17 protein-coding genes are annotated in these 18,399 nt (G+C 32.6%); all 17 read right to left on the reverse strand.

Translation table 11 applies throughout. From position 1 onward, the window contains the following. Position 1: 1 nt before the first annotated feature. Positions 2–1,300: a hypothetical protein gene (locus JOD07_RS06425; protein ID WP_204612929.1), complete on the reverse strand. Its 1,299-nt coding sequence runs from the start codon at positions 1,298–1,300 to the stop codon at positions 2–4. Continuing rightward, positions 1,297–3,975 (reverse strand): hypothetical protein, encoded by a 2,679-nt coding sequence (locus JOD07_RS06430; RefSeq protein ID WP_204612930.1) that lies wholly within the window; start codon positions 3,973–3,975, stop codon positions 1,297–1,299. The genes JOD07_RS06425 and JOD07_RS06430 overlap by 4 nt, the downstream gene beginning before the upstream one ends. Positions 3,976–3,994: 19 nt before the next feature. After that, the gene (locus JOD07_RS06435; RefSeq protein WP_204612931.1) at positions 3,995–5,020 is read right to left on the reverse strand and encodes a type IV pilus modification PilV family protein; all 1,026 of its coding nucleotides are present in this window, start codon (positions 5,018–5,020) and stop codon (positions 3,995–3,997) included. Positions 5,021–5,046: 26 nt separating this feature from the next. Beyond that, entirely contained in the window at positions 5,047–6,288 is a 1,242-nt protein-coding gene (locus JOD07_RS06440; protein WP_158739159.1) for a hypothetical protein, read from the reverse strand. Next, positions 6,269–6,886 carry a PilN domain-containing protein gene (locus tag JOD07_RS06445; protein ID WP_158739160.1) on the reverse strand — a complete coding sequence of 206 codons (618 nt, stop codon included), beginning with the start codon at positions 6,884–6,886 and terminating at the stop codon, positions 6,269–6,271. The genes JOD07_RS06440 and JOD07_RS06445 overlap by 20 nt, the downstream gene beginning before the upstream one ends. Before the next feature lie 14 nt (positions 6,887–6,900). Further along, complete coding sequence (gene pilM, locus JOD07_RS06450) at positions 6,901–7,869, reverse strand: type IV pilus assembly protein PilM (RefSeq protein ID WP_158739161.1); 969 nt, start codon at positions 7,867–7,869, stop codon at positions 6,901–6,903. Positions 7,870–7,895: 26 nt separating this feature from the next. Then, positions 7,896–8,465, reverse strand: a complete 570-nt coding sequence (locus JOD07_RS06455) for a PulJ/GspJ family protein (RefSeq protein ID WP_158739162.1) — start codon at positions 8,463–8,465, stop codon at positions 7,896–7,898. Positions 8,466–8,510: 45 nt separating this feature from the next. Continuing rightward, positions 8,511–9,299 carry a prepilin peptidase gene (locus tag JOD07_RS06460; protein ID WP_330636180.1) on the reverse strand — a complete coding sequence of 263 codons (789 nt, stop codon included), beginning with the start codon at positions 9,297–9,299 and terminating at the stop codon, positions 8,511–8,513. 92 nt (positions 9,300–9,391) lie between these two features. Next, positions 9,392–9,862: a prepilin-type N-terminal cleavage/methylation domain-containing protein gene (locus JOD07_RS06465; protein WP_274596557.1), complete on the reverse strand. Its 471-nt coding sequence runs from the start codon at positions 9,860–9,862 to the stop codon at positions 9,392–9,394. A gap of 86 nt (positions 9,863–9,948) precedes the next feature. Beyond that, entirely contained in the window at positions 9,949–11,157 is a 1,209-nt protein-coding gene (locus JOD07_RS06470; RefSeq protein ID WP_158739164.1) for a type II secretion system F family protein, read from the reverse strand. Between the two features lie 12 nt (positions 11,158–11,169). Then, on the reverse strand, positions 11,170–12,231 hold the full coding sequence (locus JOD07_RS06475; RefSeq protein WP_204612933.1) for a type IV pilus twitching motility protein PilT: 1,062 nt from the start codon (positions 12,229–12,231) through the stop codon (positions 11,170–11,172). 9 nt (positions 12,232–12,240) lie between these two features. Beyond that, positions 12,241–13,935, reverse strand: coding sequence for a GspE/PulE family protein (locus JOD07_RS06480; protein ID WP_158739166.1), 1,695 nt, complete (start codon positions 13,933–13,935; stop codon positions 12,241–12,243). A 161-nt stretch (positions 13,936–14,096) separates the two neighbouring features. Then, positions 14,097–14,771 carry an RNA polymerase sporulation sigma factor SigK gene (gene sigK / locus JOD07_RS06485; protein ID WP_207756851.1) on the reverse strand — a complete coding sequence of 225 codons (675 nt, stop codon included), beginning with the start codon at positions 14,769–14,771 and terminating at the stop codon, positions 14,097–14,099. 97 nt (positions 14,772–14,868) lie between these two features. After that, complete coding sequence (locus tag JOD07_RS06490) at positions 14,869–16,122, reverse strand: peptidase U32 family protein (protein ID WP_204612934.1); 1,254 nt, start codon at positions 16,120–16,122, stop codon at positions 14,869–14,871. After that, complete coding sequence (locus JOD07_RS06495; RefSeq protein WP_158739169.1) at positions 16,115–16,786, reverse strand: O-methyltransferase; 672 nt, start codon at positions 16,784–16,786, stop codon at positions 16,115–16,117. Before JOD07_RS06495 ends, JOD07_RS06490 begins: the two co-directional genes overlap by 8 nt. Positions 16,787–16,853: 67 nt before the next feature. Then, positions 16,854–17,918 (reverse strand): endolytic transglycosylase MltG, encoded by a 1,065-nt coding sequence (mltG, locus tag JOD07_RS06500; RefSeq protein WP_204612936.1) that lies wholly within the window; start codon positions 17,916–17,918, stop codon positions 16,854–16,856. 130 nt (positions 17,919–18,048) lie between these two features. Further along, on the reverse strand, positions 18,049–18,399 hold the full coding sequence (locus tag JOD07_RS06505; protein ID WP_158739171.1) for a YlbF/YmcA family competence regulator: 351 nt from the start codon (positions 18,397–18,399) through the stop codon (positions 18,049–18,051).

The raw sequence follows: 18,399 nt of genomic DNA on the forward strand, positions 1-18,399 counted from the left end.
TTTAGTTTTCCTCAGCATTTTCTGCATTTTCATTGGATTTAATTTCTATAAACGATGTATTGGAATCCATAAAAAGATATTGAATTCCTTTAATCTTCGCTCCCTGTTCTCCTTGATCCTCTATAACAACCAGATATCTATAAATTATATCGGAATTCGTATAATCAGACAATCGTACCTTTGCAGGAAAATCAGCAAAATATTTTCTGATTTTTCTAGACGTATCAGGATGTACACTAACTTTTATATCCTCTTTATTCATACTTATAGATATTATATCGTCTTTAGCCGGTATGGTCGTTTTAGGAAATTGTTCCTTATATTTTCCCTTTTCCAACATAACGTAATCTTTTAAATCTAAATCTGACAACATCTGCTCAAACATATTATAACCTGTATCATATGCATATTGAAAGTATTGATATGAATCTTTATCCTGATTCATAAATTGATTGAAAAATAATTTAATTAAAGCTTCATCTGAAACTTGAGGACTTTCCAGATAAGGTACTCTTTGAAGAAAATCATTATTTAGAATATTCCTTCTATTTTCTTCTGAAATGTATATTTCTCCATTTTCTTTTAAACTCATCAAAGAAACTTTTTCATCTTTATTCACCAATTCTAAAATGTAAGCACATTTTACTTTTATTTCATCCTGATCTGACTCTTCTAGTATGGATTTATTTTCCTTTCTTGTATAGTAGTTTTTTTCAGCATTATAATTATATAATTGTATAAATTTTTCTTTAGAAATGACTTCCCCTTTTACAATAACATCTGTTAGAAGAGTATATCTGGGCTTATCTTCTTCAATGATTTCATAATTAACATCTTCGACATCAAGATATTTTATGATCACTTTTCCATTGACTTCAATGAAACGAGGGAAATGAATATTTGTTGTTAAAAACTGGTTTTCAAATTTCTCCTCTAATTCAGGCGCCATATATCCTTTTAAAAGTTTAAAAACATATTCTTTAATTAAAGCATATTCATTCCAATATTCATCATTTAATTTTTTGGGGTAGGCATTGAGTACAAGGATTTCTTCTTCCGAAACACTAAAAAACTGCCTGAAAAATTTTATCAGTTCATTTTTCAATAAATCAAATTCATTACCATAATCGGCAAGAAAATTTTCCTCATTATTTTCTTCCTCAGTGCTTTCTGAATTCATTATATTACTTATTTCCCTGGAAGAGGTACCTAAAACACTACAACCTGCAAAAAGGGCCATCATCAGAATTACACTTACCCATAGTTTCACTGTTCTCTTCAATACTTTCACTTCCTTCATTCATCAATTTGCCTTAAAGTTTTCATTTCGAAACGAACGCCTTTGTAGGCTTGAGTATTTTTAATATCAATCACCGATTTAGAACTAAAATCCACCTTTTGAATGTTCTCAAAATCAATACTGGGTTTTAAAATCTGCACAACATCACTGGTATTCCCTAGATAATTTGTGAATCCTAAATAATCTAAAATCACTCTTTTCATTGAACGGTCCTGACATCTAATATCAAAAAAGACATTTGGATCGTATTCGATCTTTAAATCATTCTTAATAAGGATCCCTGCATATGCTCCCTTTGCTAATTCTTCTGTAAAAATCTGTTCTTCCATACCATCTCCATTCGCATCCTTTATTCTGCCTTTTGAAATCATGACGCCTGTAAATTTTTCTACTCCGTCAAATACTACTCTTCCATTAGAAATAATAAGACCATAAAATTCTTTTTTACTCGAAGTGTCTGCTTTAAGAGTAAGAGTTCCCGATCCTTTATCTATGATTACGGTTTTAATTGGTTTATGACGCTTATCATAAAAACTTCCTATATCCAATTCTTTATTTTCATAATAATCGCTATTGTATATATAAACAGGCTGATCCTCTTTCCATCCCATAATGGGGTCTAAAGCGTCCAATGGTTGTAATTTATTTACCACATCAGAATGATTACTAATGATATCACCATGAAATATCATTTCTACAGGAAGTGGGTGATCGGCAGAACTTGCATCAATACCTTTATAAAAAATATCTCTTTTAATAAACATATATCCTTGAATACCACGATAATTGCTCAGCAAATCGTAATTCGTTATTCCATCAATAAAATAATTCCTTTTATAAGGATTAATAGTTCTATCCTCACCTTTTAAAAATTCTAATCCGTTGCTTATGATTTTTTTAATCGTATAGCTGCTGCCTGCAAATATTTTTTCATTCCATTTAGAATTAATAACTCCAAGCGCACTTTCATCTACCTTTCCTCTATTGAACAAATTTTTCAATTCTTCAGGATCATCAAATAAAGAATGGTTCCTTATTTTTTCCGGGCTATAATTTTCAAGCGATGGATCAGGATTACCTCGATAAACTTTTCCTTCTGTATCCGAAGCATTCATTGCACTAATCATATATGGAGCATAAAAATAATTTCCTGCTGACTCCTTTAAATTCAATCTAATTCTGTTAGTATTAATAGAATTTTTGAATAATTTAAGATAAATTGGATCACTGTCAGGTGGAAAGGCATACGCATCTATACTGTTCACTTCTTCATAAGGTGCACCTACACTTTCATATAATGCACTAAAATTTTCCCCTTCATCAAAACTTATAAAAGCATTTCCATGAATAAATACATTCTTTCCTATGGAGATTTGAGTATTTTCTCCCATCGCATAGATCCCACTGGACTTATTTGGATCAGGATCTGAAGAATGAATATCAAAATTAGTGATGCCAAAGACACTTCCTGTAATCGTTATATCTGCCTCATTACCATTTCCTTTAACGTAACGGTCAATGGCAATATCATTATCAATGTATACATCTCCATAAATATTAATCTTTTGTCCTTCTACTCTATCCTTTAAAAATCTCTCAGTATTATACTTCCCGGCAGAATTAATGTACGGATAATCATCTTCAATCACAACAGAATTAGCAAATACATCCCCATGAACTGTAATAGCCGTGTCTCCATCATTTGGTTTCTTAATTGTATGAAGATTGGACAGTGTAATTACATCTCCATAAACAGTTAATCTGCCTCCGTGAGATACATAGATGCCTCCGTATTCCTCTAATTCTGGGTATACTTTTTTGCCGTTGCTTCTTACTACTTTATGGGGAGGAATATACCCTTTTGCCCGAATATCTCCCTCAATTATAACTTGTGCATCATTTGTAATAACCAAATCTCCAAAAGTTAATATTGGGCTTCTAAATGTATTAGGGATTAAGTTCTCATCCATCCATCTATATTCTTCCAAAAAAAACTCCTTATGGCCTATTAAATCAGAAATAACTATGTCTCCTTCTAATATGATTTTAGAGATTATTTCTGCTGAAAAAGGTTCTTTTTTTAAGGTCGCAGTAGACAATACTTTTAACCCTTCCACTTTTCCTGACTTTATTTTTGGTTTTAATTCCGCATGAACAACAGAGTAATTTTTTTCATTCTTAATGACATAATCAATCTCCATCAAAACCGCATCAGGTTCACAAATGGTATTTACTGTTATTGTTTTAATTGCTTTTTCTTTTAAGAGATCTTGGTATCGATTCAATAAAATAAATTCTCCTTCATAAGGGGAAGAATTACTGGGATCTATATTATATGTAAGTTTAGAATAATCCGGGCTTGGCATAAATTCTTCAAGATTTTTAGGCTTAAGAGGTGCAATTTCATTTTTTGCTTCTTTAGACGATTCTTCCATAAGTTTTGGCATTTCTTCTATAAGTCTTTTATTTAGTTGATCCACTATTTTCTCTGCCCCGGATTGAGCTGCATAGTAAAGACTGGAAGTATTTTTATAAGCTTGGCTCATTTCCATATGAAAAGAAGCTACTCCGGCAATTCCTCCTCCTATCATCAACATGCACATTACCAGGAGCATAACCAGAAGCAGCGCATTTCCTTCTTCTTTGATCCATAATTCTTTAATTTTCTTTTTCATTTAAACTAAAAACCCCCTTTTAATAGGTGGCAATACGATAATCGTGCGAATAAAGATCTACCATGTCTTTTAAAATTTTAGAACCATTCTTTTTATCTCTGACAACAATTCTGATGATATAATTATTCTGTGGAATTGTCTGAGTTTTTCGCTCTATAAAAATATTGCCTTCCGGATCATTCTGAATTGGAAAAATACCAATATTTTTATCCAGTTGGTTTACTTCATCTCTTCGATAAACTATAAATAGTACATTGGATTTCGTATTATTTTCAAGTCGAATGCTTAATTTAAATGCTTCCAAGTCTACTTCTGAGGCATCTAAATAAATCTCAACTCTATCATCAGATACTAATGGGACAGGAAAAGAAGATACATACCGAACTACAATTTTACAATTAAGAGGAACTGTACTTTCCTCCTGTAAATCCACCTGAATTTTGTCAGCTGGGTAATTCATTTTAATGCTCCAATTGCTTCCGTTGTAATTGAAATAATCGGCAAAATTGGGTACGTTTGTACAATTGTAAGGATTGAAAATACTAATATTAGAAGGAGAAAGACTTAATTCTGTAATGGTATCTGGCATAAGTGATGGTACTTCAATCTTTTTTCCTTCATCAATATGTACTAATGTAAGGACTTGATCAGCCATTAACTGATATTGTGTTTGATTTGTTTCTGTCTGCTTAATATAAACGTCATATTCATATTCTTTTCCGTTAAAAGCTTGATTAAATATACAATAGTCCGTATCATTAGAGTTTAAGAATAAGGCCAGCGACTTTGGTTCTTCCCCTTCTTCCAATAATTCACCGTTCATCAATCGTTTTTCAATTGCCTTCTTTATCTCTTCTGATAAATTCTGTGCCATAATGGCGGCTTCATAACAGCGTCTGCCGAATATAGCATTTTTTAAGGCACTAAAACTCATAGTCAAAATTGACAGAATAGAAAAAGAAAAAATAGTCACGGCAACCAGTACTTCAATGTATGAAAATCCCGGCTCATTTTCATCCTTAAAAAACTTACAAATTTTGCCCATACAACGAACTCCTCAAAAAAATACATTTATTGTACTATTGTCACTTGAATATTTTCTTTAATTTCTCCCGCTTTGATTTCAAATCCATTTTTGGTATAAATATGTATTTTGTCTAAGTAGCTGCCTTTTAGCAGTACTTGCAGGGGGTATTCTGTATTGTTTTGAATAAAAATACATGTATTGAGTTCCTGATTGTTCCGCATGGCCATCACTGTAGAATCTACAATAACTCTGCATTGATCTAAAACCATTTTCTTTTGGAAAGATTTTACCCCTTGCTCCTTTGTCTCAATAAAGTACTCGTATCCTGTAGGGTTAAGGGTTAAATAGAAACTTACAGGACTTATGGTTCTTGCTTGCAGCGTCGTATATTCTCCTTTATTTCCTGGTCCAACTATGTAAAAATTATCTCCCGAAGCATAAATATCTTTAACTGCAATTTTAAAGTCTTTTACTTTTAACGGTAATACATTATTTCCATGTGCAAAAAGATCTGAGGGTTTTAAATCAGATGATTTTTCTTCAATAATTCCCATTATCTGATTTTCAAATTTATTTTCGATCTTTGCCATGGGTTTAAAAGGGTTTTTATATTTGTACTCATATTCCATAAAATTATAATTAGAATTCTCCCTTTCTGAAGGATTTAACAAAATATAAGCCAATAATTCAATTTTTGCCTGAACTTCATCTTCTTGATACTCACTGTCTTTCCCTTTTTCCCTGGGAGTAATTTCAATCGTATTGATCACAAAAGGTTTTACCGATGCTCCTATTTGCTCAATGAAAACTCTTAAATCTTCGTAGCTACCAAACAGTTCTAAATTAATGAATAGCTCTCCATACTTTATAATCTCTTGATCCAAGACATCATTCGAAGGCACATCACTATTTTCCAAACTTTCGTCGCCTAAAGCCTTTTCAGTTGGCTCTTTTAACTCAATTTTTTCTAAAGTTAAATTACTAAGTGTGATAAAATTCTGTAACAAGACTAATTTTTGTGCTGTTTCATGATAAGGAATAATTTTCAGCTTGAAAGCATTGATACGGGTATCAAGATGAGAAATTTCATTTTGCAGAGAATTGACTTTTTTTAATTCTATATTTTTAAGTTCAAGTGTATATTTTGCATCTTTAATATCTGTATTGAGCTGCTTAATACGCTGTATTTGCACACATAATACATATTTATAATATAGAATTCCACTACCAATGATCAGTACTGCTGTCAAAATGATGAGTTCCAGTTTATTCTCTTTGAATTTCATCTTTTTTTGATATTCCCTCCTCATTCCTCATTTGCAGTGTTACTTCGTATTTTACAACTTGCAATCCATCAAAAGCCTTGTCTGAAAAATTATTTTTTGATTTTACTTCTTCAGTGCTTGTTTTCATCTCTACTTTTTCTACAAAGGGTAAATTAGAAAGTTGAACAACATACTCAGATACATGTTCTGCCTTTCCTGCATTGCCTTCGATTTTAATGACTTTATTATTATTATCAACTATCAATTTTTGAAAGTACATTTCTGAAGGAAGATATCCTGTTAATAGATCTAAAACTTTTATGCTAACTATGGATTCTTTTTTTATCTCATTTTCCAATTTCTGCATTGATTTTAGTTCTTCATTCTTTTGCTTCAATTGCTTATGGACTTCACTAATTACTTCATACTTTGAGTCTAATATTAGTGAATTGAGCTTTTTTAACTCTTGAGTCTTATTATTTATTATTTTGAAAGGTAAACTTATGCCCGAGATAACCAATAGCAAAAAACTACATCCTAAAGTTAAAAAAATAGCTTGGAGTTTTTTTCGTTTTTCTTCTAAAACATACTCTCTTGGCATCAAATTAATATCTTTCAAATCTATTCCCCCATTCAAGTACGTTTTATTAAACCAAGCGCATTTACAAGATAGAAAAAATCTTTATCAAATCCAGATATATCTTTTATCACAATGTCTTCAAATACATCAGCTGGTTTTACAGGAATATCTAACATATTTTCTATGTATTGAGCAATATTTTTAAAATAAGCTCCTCCACCTACGAGATAAATAATTTTTATCTTTTTTACATTGCTTCTGGAATAGTAAAACTCTAAAAAGCGATTGATTTCTTGAATCATCTGCTCTTCAAGAGCAGATGCTACCAAATCGTTTCCTTCAAATTCGTCTCTCATGAATTCCTTCAGCTGCTCCAATCCATATAATATAGAGCGACTAAATAAAATATGGCCTTCTGACAATATAGTAACCGTTGTGGTTTGTCCTCCAAGATCCAATATCATAATCGAAAATTTTTCATTATAAAATCCAAAAGACCTCGATGCAAATATTTTTGAAAGAGCATTAGAAGCAATATCAATAAATTTAGGTTTTAGATTAAGTCTTTTAATTAATTCCAAAGTATTTTTAATTATAATATTAGGTACAGCGACTAATAATACATTAAGCATTTTTCCTTCTTCGGTTTCTACTTCATTCAATATTTTAAAATCTGTCTGATAATCAGATACATCTATTAAAAAATAGTCATCTTTTTTGTAATCCAATATCATTCGAAGTTCTTTTTCACCCATAGGAGGCATCAGAACATTCCTTGTTATTACAGAAGTCCCTTGCACCATAATGGCAGTATTTTTTTCTGTAAAGTGTTTCCTTTTTAAGAGATTTTCTAAACTGTGCAATAAAGCATCCATATCCATAATAAATCCATCCCAAACGGCTCCCTTCGGCGTCGGTTCTATACCGTAATTTGTTAACACCAACTCATTTCGCTTTTGGATTCCTTGAACAGCTTTAATATTACAGTTCCCAATCTCAATCCCTAACAAAGCTTGTCCCATTCTATTACCTCCTTAATTTCATTCATTTAATAGGATGCTATTTCTTTATATCTGATAGAAACTTCTCCACTAATTTCATAAGATGGTATATCCTTTAATGGAATAGTTTTTATAGTTATTTTTAGATTTTTATCCATTAGCCCATCTTTATTGACATCCAATTCGGGATCTAATTGACCATTTTGATCTTGATCAAGAGAAGAAGGTTCAAAGCTAACAGATTGAATGTGATCGACCAGTTCAATATCATTAAATTTAAGCTTATTTCCATTAAGACTAAATTCTACATCTCCAGCTCCAGAGGAAATATTGATTCCTTCTATTCCATCAATCTCCAATCCTAAGATAGTATTGGAGGAAGGATAATCAATTTTAATTTTTTGAGCTCTTCTGATCTCATCAATCATAAAATCTAATGCAATTCTTGCATTTTCAACAAGTTCTATCTTTGCATAGATTCTCTCCGAACTTTTCACTGTATGATTCATAATGTCCCATATACTTAGGGCAAGCACACTAAAAAGTGACATAGTTATCAAAATTTCTACCAAAGTTAAACCTTTTTCATTATGTAAAATTCGTTTAAATTCTGACATCCTCTCACCTACTTTTTTACAATATCCCTGATGTCAATTATAAGTTTATAGCAAAGACAAATACCAGCAAAAAATCTGATCTCCCCAATAGAGGGAAGCAAAAGTACCTAATACTAAAAAAGGTGCGAAAGGAATGGCAGCTTTTCTGTCTTTGATCTTAGTGACCAAAAGAATTACCCCTATAATTCCTCCCAATAAAACTCCTAAAAAAAAACTCATGATTACGCCCCTAAATCCCAGAAACAAACCAATAACTCCCATAAGTTTCATATCGCCAGCACCCATGCCTCCCTGGGATATAAGTATAATAATCAATATCATCAAGGCCCCGGCTAAAAATCCTGTTATTCCATTTTGAATAGCCAAAAAAGAACGATTTATAATGTAATCAATAGTGATAAATATAGTTCCAAGCAGTATACCAAAAATAATGAGTTTATTAGGTATCATTTGGGTTCTAAAATCAATCACGGCGATCACTAATAACAGAGATGAAAATAAGGCATAAAACATAAATGAATAACTCAAACCAAATTTACGAAATAAAATCCAATAAATCATGCCATTGGCTAATTCAATTACTGGATATTGCATGTTGATCTTTTTCCCGCAATATCTACATTGACCTTTTAAAAATATGAAACTCAATAAAGGAATTAAATCTAAAATTCCGAGTTTATGCTGGCAATACATGCAATGAGACGGAGGAAAAATTATGGATTCTTTTAGAGGAATGCGAAAAACACATACATTTAAAAAACTGCCGACTATAAATCCTATCACTATAACAAGTAAATTCATTGAATTCTTCCTTTCGTATTTTCTTAAAAACATTTAGATCTCATAAGCAATATTCGAAAAGCAAATAAATTTTTTAGACATTTTAAATTGAATAAGTAAATGAATGCAAAAAATGAATTTTAAGATTATGAATGTGGAATTGAAAAATCAGTAGAATTAATAAATTCTCTCTCCTCACTTGATAAACCATTAATTGCATCGATCACATGTTGAGATGGCGTTCCGTCTTTACCAATAAAAGCTCTTCCTGTTGTTGCATCATATGAAAATGTTAACCCTTGTGTTTGAGGAACTGGTAAATGATCTAAATAATTCTTTGCTTTTAGTGTTGAAAGTCCACCACTACTGTTAGATGTTGTTCCGTCATGTTTAATTGATTCATTGCCTGCAGGATAAGAGCCACTTTCTGCTGCGTACAAAGCAATTTGCCTGTTAATTTCTCTTATGGAAGCAATATCAGCTTTGACTTTTGCCTTTGCTGTAGTTTGGTTAAAATTCGGAGCAATAATTGCACTAATAATCGCAATGATCGCAATTACGATGATCAATTCAATCATTGTAAAACCTTTTTCTTTTTTAGATAAATTTTTTAGCACTTTACACCCTCTCCCTCATTTCTCATAAAAATCTATTAAGATTAGAAACTGCCTATTTTCATCTTGCATTATGAGTAATCGATACTTTAAATTTGAGTTGCTAGAGTGAACATGGGCATTATAATCGCCAACATAATAAAAGTGAGGATGCCTCCCATTATAAGCGTAATAAGAGGCGATATTAAAGAAGTCATTTGATCGATGACTGTCTCCAGTTCTTCCTCATAAAAATGTGCGGTCTTGGCCATAACAGTTTCCAAAGAACCGGATTCTTCTCCTATACGAACCATACTTATGAGCATTACGGGAAAAAAATCAGATTGCTGCATGGCTGTGGCAAGACTCCCACCCTGTTTTATTTCATTTTTACATTGATCAATAACTTTCATAGCAACAGTATTTTGAACTACTTTTTCTAAAACTTCCATGGTTTGAATAATTGGAATGCCAGCTGCCATTAAACTGCAAAGGGTTCTACTAAAGTGAGTATAGATGATTTTTTTATTCAGATTGCCGAATAAAGGTACCTTTAATGAACACCAATCTAACCAGTACTTTACTTCTACGGATTTTTCTATATACTTAAACCCAAAGATCAGCAATATGAAAATAGCAAAGATAATAAACCATTTTTCTTGCATAAAATCACTAATGGTCAAGAGCGCTAAGGTGATTTTAGGAAGCTCTGCATCAATTTCATAAAACATCCCTACAAATCTTGGAACTACAAAAACCAGCATGCTTATGACAACGACAACCATTAAATTTATAAGAAGAATGGGATAAGTCATCGCTTTTTTGATCTGCCTTTGGATCTTCATTACCTTTTCAAAATGAATTGCCATCTGATCCATGACAGAATCTAAGTTACCACTGATTTCCCCTGCTTCAACCATATTAATAAGTATTAAGGGAAATGCTTTATGCTCCCTCATTGCTTCAGAAAGACCTCTTCCTTTCTGAACTTCTTCATGGATCTTTTGGATAATTCCCCTGAAAGATGCATTATTGCATTGCTTTCCCAGTGTATCCAAAGTACCTCCTATAGAAATTCCCGATTGAAGCATAACAGCAAATTGTCTGCAAAAAACAGCAATATCTTCTATTTTTACTTTTGGCCGGAACATAGACAGCTGACTTAAATCTGTATTCCAGATATTTTTCCCTTTAATATCCATTGGAATTAAATTTCTAGATAATAGATGATGAATTGTCTCTTCTTTAGAATCAAATTCTATCTCTCCTTTTATCACTGTACCGTTTATATCCTTAGCTTTATATGTATAAACAGGCACACATGACCCTCCTTATGGCATTCCCAAAAGTCTTTTGATATTTGTTTGATCCTGGGCATATCTTATAGCATCTTGAATATCTATTTTTCCTTGCTTATAAAGTTGAGCCAAACTCATATCCATCGTATGCATTCCATGTTTACTTCCCGTCTGAATCGTGGAATGGATTTGATGGCTTTTACCTTCCCGAATAAGATTAGATATTGCAGAAGTAGTTACCATAATTTCCGTTGCAACTATTCTTCCACTTCGATCTTTTCTTTTTATAAGCTGTTGAGAAATAACTCCTTTTAAAACATTAGAAAGTTGGATTCTTATTTGCTCTTGGTGATGAAGGGGGAATACGTCGATGATTCTATCCACTGTTTGCGCTGCTCCAATGGTATGAAGCGTTGATAAAACAAAATGTCCCGTTTCAGCAGCTGTAATAGCAATAGATATAGTTTCCAAATCCCTCATTTCTCCAATCAATATAACGTCAGGATCTTCACGAAGAGCCGATCTTAAGGCTGAAGCATAAGATTTTGTATCCGCTCCTATTTCTCTTTGATTTACAATACTCTTATTATGTTTATGGAGATATTCGATAGGATCTTCTAATGTAAGAATATGACAAGCTCTTTCACGATTAATCTCATCAATCATTGCCGCAAGGGTTGTAGATTTTCCGCTACCCGTAGGGCCTGTAACGAGAACCAATCCTCTTGTGTTTCTTGCTAATTCATTTATAACTGAAGGCATACCCAGTTCTTCCAGAGTGGGAATATTCATCGTTACAGCCCTTAATGCAGCAGCACAAGTTCCTCTTTGCTTGTATACATTTACTCTGAAACGTCCAACTGAAGATATTCCATAAGAAAAATCCACTTCCCCCTCTCTTAGAAAAATTTCCTTTTTCCTTTCATCTTTTAATAACTGCATCACTAAATCTTCAGTATCTTGAGGCATTAATTGCGGCATATCCGCTGATTTAAGTTTGCCATTGATTCTAAATATCGGCGGTACCCCAACAGTAATATGTATGTCTGATGCCCTAGCCTGTGTTCCAAGAGCTAATAATTGATCAATATTCATATTAACCTCCTACTCTTGTCCATAAGCTATTTTAAGAAATTCTTCGACAGTGGTTATTCCTTCCAATACATTTTTCCTGGTGTTAGACCAAAGTGTGTTCATGCCATATCGGATTGCTGCTTCTTTGATTTCATCTGTATTTGCGCCCTTTGCAATGAGTTCTCTAAGTCCTGCATTTAAAATCATAATTTCATGAACAGCCTTTCTTCCGTAATAACCAGTATTATTGCATACTTGGCAACCCTTTCCTTTGTAAACAACGGTTTCTGTTGGGACTTTCAATATTTCAGCTTCTTCTTTTGCTAAAGCAATGGGTATACTACAATGGCTACAGATTTTTCTAACCAGCCTTTGAGCAATAATACCTTGAACTGCGGTAGCCACCATAAAAGGTTCTACTCCCATATCAATCAATCGTGTCACAGAACTGGGTGCATCATTTGTATGCAAAGTACTCAGTACAAGATGCCCTGTTATAGCAGCTCTGACTGCAATACTACAGGTTTCATGGTCTCTCATTTCTCCAATCATAATAATATCCGGATCTTGACGTAGTATTGCCCGAAGAGCATTGGCAAAGGTAAGTCCGGCTTTTACATTCACATGAACTTGGTTAACACCATCTATCATATTTTCTACAGGATCTTCTACAGTAACAATATTTACATTAGGTTGATTCAATTCTCTTAATGCTGTTGCAAGAGTAGTTGATTTTCCGCTCCCTGTAGGACCTGTTACCAATATAATTCCATGGGGATTTTTCAAAAGCCTAGTGAACTTATCCAAATCTTCGGGATAGAATCCTAACTGCTCTTTTTTAAACTGCATTCCACTCCTATAGATTAAACGAATAACAACTTTCTCTCCATAAATTGTCGGAAGGACATTCACCCTCAGATCTAATTGATTACTTTCTAATGCTAGTCCTATTCTTCCGTCTTGAGGAAGTCTTCTTTCTGCGATATTCATTTTTCCTTGGATTTTTATTCTTGTAACTATTGCGTTTAATGCAGTAAAATCAGTTTTTAAAAGTTCTTGCAGTTGCCCGTCTATTCTCAGTCGAACTCGAACATATTTTTCAAAAGGCTCTATATGTATGTCACTGGCATTTCTCTTAATTGCCTGATCAATAATGTTATCAACCAATTGGACTGCAGGAGCATTTAAAATCTCTGCTTCACTTTGAAAGTTATGATCATCAATTGCCTGTTTTTTTATTTTTTCTTGCATATGCTTTTGAAACTTTTCTGCAATACTTGCTACTTTACTCGTTCCATACATTTTATCAATTGCACTTTTAACATCTGCAAAATTTGCAAGGACAGGTATAACTTCCATTTTGGTTGTAATGCGAACATCATCTAAGGCAAATATATTTAAAGGATCAGACATGGCTACGATCAAATGATTATTTACTGTTTTAATTGGAATCAAATTATGCCTTTTTGCTAAATTTTCGTTAATCATTCCAGCTGCATTGGCATCGATTATATATTGAGATAAATCTACATATGGGATTCCTAACTGAAATTCTAAAACTTCCATAAGATTTTTTTCGCTTACCCATCCTTTTTCAACAAGAATTTCACCTAACTTTTTCCCTGTTTTTACTTGCTCCTGTAGACCTTTTTCAAGCTGCTCCTTGGTAATCATATCTGCTTGAAGAAGTAAATCTCCTAGTTTTTTCTTTTTTCCCTTTTTCATTTTTATCACCGCTTTAAAATAAAATACCTTAAAACCTTAATATGTAATATTAGTAAATTTATGTAGATATCTATTTTAATTATGAACTAGTTGTACATAACTTTATACATTATTGCATTCATTTATTAAAAAATAAAAATGCTGAAAAATTATCAGCATTTTTACTCAAGAAGTTCTTCACTTAATTTTTTTATTGCTTTCTTTTCTATCCTCGATACATAAGATCTCGAAATCCCTAACATATCTGCTATTTCCCTTTGAGTTTTTTCATTTCCGCTTTCCAGTCCATATCTCATTTCTAATACATCTTTTTCTCTTCTTTTAAGGGCTGTTTTCATTTTTTGATATAATTTTCTCAGACGAATTTTAAAATCTACTTGGTCTAAGATAGATTCCGTATCATTGCATAAAATATCTATTAATGCGATTTCATTACCTTCTTTATCAGTTCCTATGGGCGCCTGTAGGGAAACCTCATTTCTTTGCTTCTTGGATGAACGAATACTCATTAAGATTTCGTTTTCAATACATCTCGCAGCATAGGTAGCAAGTCTCGTGCCTTTTTCTAAATCATAAGAAGATATAGCTTTAATTAAACCGATAGTACCAATAGAAATAAGGTCATCAATATCTTTATTTATACTAGTATATTTTTTTACAATATGCGCAACTAATCTCAGGTTTCTCTCAATTAAAATATTTTTGGCACTATCGTCTCCTTGTTTGTATAAATCTAAATAGTATTTTTCTTCTTCCTGAGTGAGGGGCTGCGGAAAAGATGAGTTCCCTGTAAAGTATGAAAATGCACATATGAACTGAAAGATTCCCAAAAGCAAAAAACACACCTCCGGAAAAGGTTCTTTTTTATTCTATGAATCCTTTTACAGAGATGTGCGTGTCTTAAACTTTTTTTTAATATTTTCTTCTGAATTTTTATTTAGTTTCCTCTGAATCTTTTTTCCTTACCAAAATATTCTTTTCAACAGGTCGAGATACTTTCAGACGGACAATTTGCTTAGGATGAGGAGCCGACCCTATTGGATTTCCTTCTTCATCCCATAAGGCTTCTATTTTTTGCTTAAATGAAGATTCTTTATAAGGAATAAATTCAATTTCATCTCCCACAGAGAACTTTGTTCTCTGTTCAATTAATGCGACTCGGGTTTCTGGATTATAATCTAAAACAGTTCCGGCAAAGCTATAACCCCTAATATAAGTATTATGGGTATAAATCTGTTCCGTCCCTAAAGGTTTATTAAAATAAAAACCTTTAGTATAATCTCTGTGACTAAATTTAGCTACTTCTTCCAGATAATATGCTTTTTTCGATTCATATAAATCCGGATCAGTAAAAAAATCATCTATTGCTTCTCTGTAGACTTTAACTACAGACCCTACATAAAAAGAAGTTTTCATTCTTCCTTCTATTTTAAAACTGTCAATTCCTGCTTTGACAAGTTCCGGAATATGATCAATCATGCATAAATCTTTAGAATTGTAGATGTAAGTACCTCTTTCAGTTTCTTTTATAGGCATATATTGCCCTGGCCTTGTTTCTTCTACTAAATGGTATCGCCATCTGCAGGATTGAGCACAATCTCCCTTATTTGCGTCTCTTCCAGTCATATAGTTACTTAACAAGCATCTTCCAGAGTATGAAATGCACATAGCCCCATGAACAAAAGCTTCTAAAGTTAAACTCAAAGGAGTTTTTCTTCGGATTTCAGCAATTTCTTCTAAAGACAATTCTCTGGCTACAACAATTCTTTCTACCCCTTGATTATGCCAGAACAATGCACTTAAATAGTTGGTATTATTCGCTTGTGTACTGAGATGAATAGGCATATCGGGAACTACTTGTTTGGCTATATGCAAAATTCCTGGATCAGCTACGATAAGAGCATCTGCACCAATAGATTCTAATTCTTTAAAATAGTTTTCGGCACCGATTAAATCCTGATTGTGAGCAATGATATTAGAGGTAACATATACATTCACATTATGAGCATGAGCATATTTTATTCCTTCAGCCATTTCTTCCATGGTAAAATTCTTTGCTTTTGCTCTAAGGCCATAATGATTTCCTCCAATATAAACCGCATCGGCTCCATAAGATACTGCTGTTTTTAAAACATCTAAACTCCCAGCAGGAGCGAGCAATTCGGGCTTTTTTTGAATATCAGTCATTATTTTCTTCCTTTCTGATTTTTTTATGACAGAGCGCCACTCCATCTCCCATTGGAAGTATGCAGGAGTCTAGCTGGGGATTATGCATGATTTCCCATAAAAAATTACGCATTCTTTTATGAATGGTACGCTGTCGTCTGGGAACATCATATCTTGATCTGGCAATCATTCCTTTATGAAGCACATTATCTGCAATGAGAAGGCCGTCGTCTTTTAGCAATCTGATACAATGAGGCAAAAATGTATTATATTGTCCTTTCGCTGCATCCATAAAGATCACGTCAAAAGGACCTTCTAAAGTGGGCAGCACTTCTTCTGCATCTTTTTCAATCATTGTGATGATATTTTCAAGATTGGCTTTTTTAAAGTTTTCTTTTGCAGCTCTCTGCATAATATCATATCTTTCTATAGTAATAATTTCTCCTTGTGGCTGCAGGTAATTACTCATCAAAATAGATGAATAACCAACCGCGGTACCAATTTCTAGTATTTTTTTCGGTTTTTTAATGGATAAGAGTACAGAAATAAGACTTGCCACTTCCTTTTGAATAATAGGCAAATCTGATACCATAGCTTCTCTTTCTATTTCTCCTAAAATTCCTTCTTTCTCAGGAATCATATCTCTAATAAAAGTATTGATATAGTCGTAATTAATTTCGCTCATTTTCTTCCACCTTTATTTATAATCATCATTAAAGACGAAAGAATGTTCTTTCGTCTTAACAATTTTCCTAAAATTTTTGATTATATTTTTGCTTTGCAAGATTATGCTCTTCTCCAGTTCTGGTAAATTCATGCTCACCAGTTTCTTCATCTTTCAATACAAAATAATAGTAATCATGTTTTTCAGGATAAAGTGCTGCTTTAATAGATGCTTCACCAGGATTGCATATAGGTCCAATTGGAAGTCCATTATACAAATAAGTATTATATGGTGAGTCAACTTCTAAATCTGAATATAGAAGTCGATCTTTTCGCTTGCCAAGGGCATACATTACCGTAGAACACATTTGCAAATTCATATTGCTTTCAAGTCTATTATATATTACTCCTGCAATCTTTGGACGTTCTTCATCCAATTTTGCCTCTTGCTCAATGATCGAAGCAATAGTTATAATTTGGTCCATGCTGTAGCCTAATTCTTCGGCTCTTTCATAATACTCCGGTTTTACAATTTCGTCAAATCTTCTAAGCATTTTACTAATTATTTCCGATGCTTCACTGTCTTTTCGAACTTCATAAGTATCTGGAAAAAGATAGCCTTCTAAGCGATTGTTTCTTTCAGGAATCATGGATAAAAAGTCATAATCATAATTGATTTCTTTAAGAGCCTCCATAAATTCATCTCTTTTTACTATGCTTTCATCTTCCAATCTTTGAGCAATTTTTTCAACAGTAAATCCTTCCGGTATTGTAACCTTTATTCCTTCTCGCTTGCTTCCTTCTGAGCTCAGTATTTTCATAATTTCTTCTTCATCCATATTAGTTGATAATAAAAAAGTTCCTTCTTTAAACTTTCCATCATATTTAAAATATCTGCTTTTCAACTCAAACCACAAAGCATTTTTAACTAATCCTTCTTCTTCCAGCATTTTTGCAATTTCTTTAGTAGTTGCACCTTGTTCGATGGTTATCTCAACTTCTTTAATACTTCTAGATTCTGGAGAAGGTTGATGAGCAATATCATAAGCATAATGAAATGCTAAATTACCTACAAAGGCACAAGCCAGGATCATTACCAATAAAATACACAAATTGATAATGCCTTTTGTCAGATGCGTAACTATCTTTTTCATTTTTCCACCCTATTCTGATTAAATCTATAATCATTATACAACATTTACTATTTTAATCAACTTAAAACTATAAGAATATTTAAAAAGGACACATGTGATCATGTATCCTTACCAAAAAATAATGCTTTTATTATGAATTTAAAAAGTCCAGATTAAAATCTATAGACTCACTAATACTCTTATATATTTCAAGGATCATTTCGCTTAAATTTATTTCCGCCTGAATAAAAGAAGAAATATCAGAGTCCATCATCAAAGAGGAATACATATCTTGGATCATTTTATAGTTTTCTTGTGAAGGAGTGGAATGATTTAAATTTTGTGATTCTAATTTAAATCTTTGACTTCTAAAATCATTGAGTCTCTTCATAGCTTCATCATCTTGTTCCAATTTTTCTTTTATATCTTTATAGGCTTTATACTGATTGCTTTCATATATCGCATCTATTAGCATACGAACTGCTTCATTAACATTCGCCAT

Source organism: Defluviitalea raffinosedens (genome assembly GCF_016908775.1).
GTDB classification, from domain to species: Bacteria; Bacillota; Clostridia; order Lachnospirales; family Defluviitaleaceae; genus Defluviitalea; species Defluviitalea raffinosedens.